Annotated in this window: 1 pseudogene; it reads left to right on the top strand. The window is 50.0% G+C overall.

Going from position 1 to position 272, the window contains the following annotated elements:
- Positions 1–272 (top strand): annotated as a pseudogene (locus tag Q0975_RS28425) (collagen-like protein); the annotation flags it as partial.

The raw sequence follows: 272 nt of genomic DNA, 5'->3' as shown, positions 1-272 counted from the left end.
GGAATTACTGGTGCACAAGGTGTAACTGGAGCACAGGGAATACAAGGAATCACTGGAGCGCAAGGAGTAACTGGAGCACAGGGAATACAAGGAATTACTGGAGCGCAAGGAGTAACTGGAGCGCAGGGAATTCAAGGAATCACTGGTGCACAAGGAGTAACTGGAGCTCAGGGAATACAAGGAATCACTGGTGCACAAGGTGTAACTGGAGCTCAGGGAATACAAGGAATCACTGGAGCGCAAGGTGTAACTGGAGCACAGGGAATACAAGG

Origin of the sequence: uncultured Aquimarina sp., assembly GCF_947500065.1 — a bacterium.
Classification (GTDB): Bacteria; Bacteroidota; Bacteroidia; order Flavobacteriales; family Flavobacteriaceae; genus Aquimarina.
The sequence above is the reverse complement of the archived record's forward strand: the minus strand, read 5'-3'. Positions and strand labels throughout refer to the sequence as shown.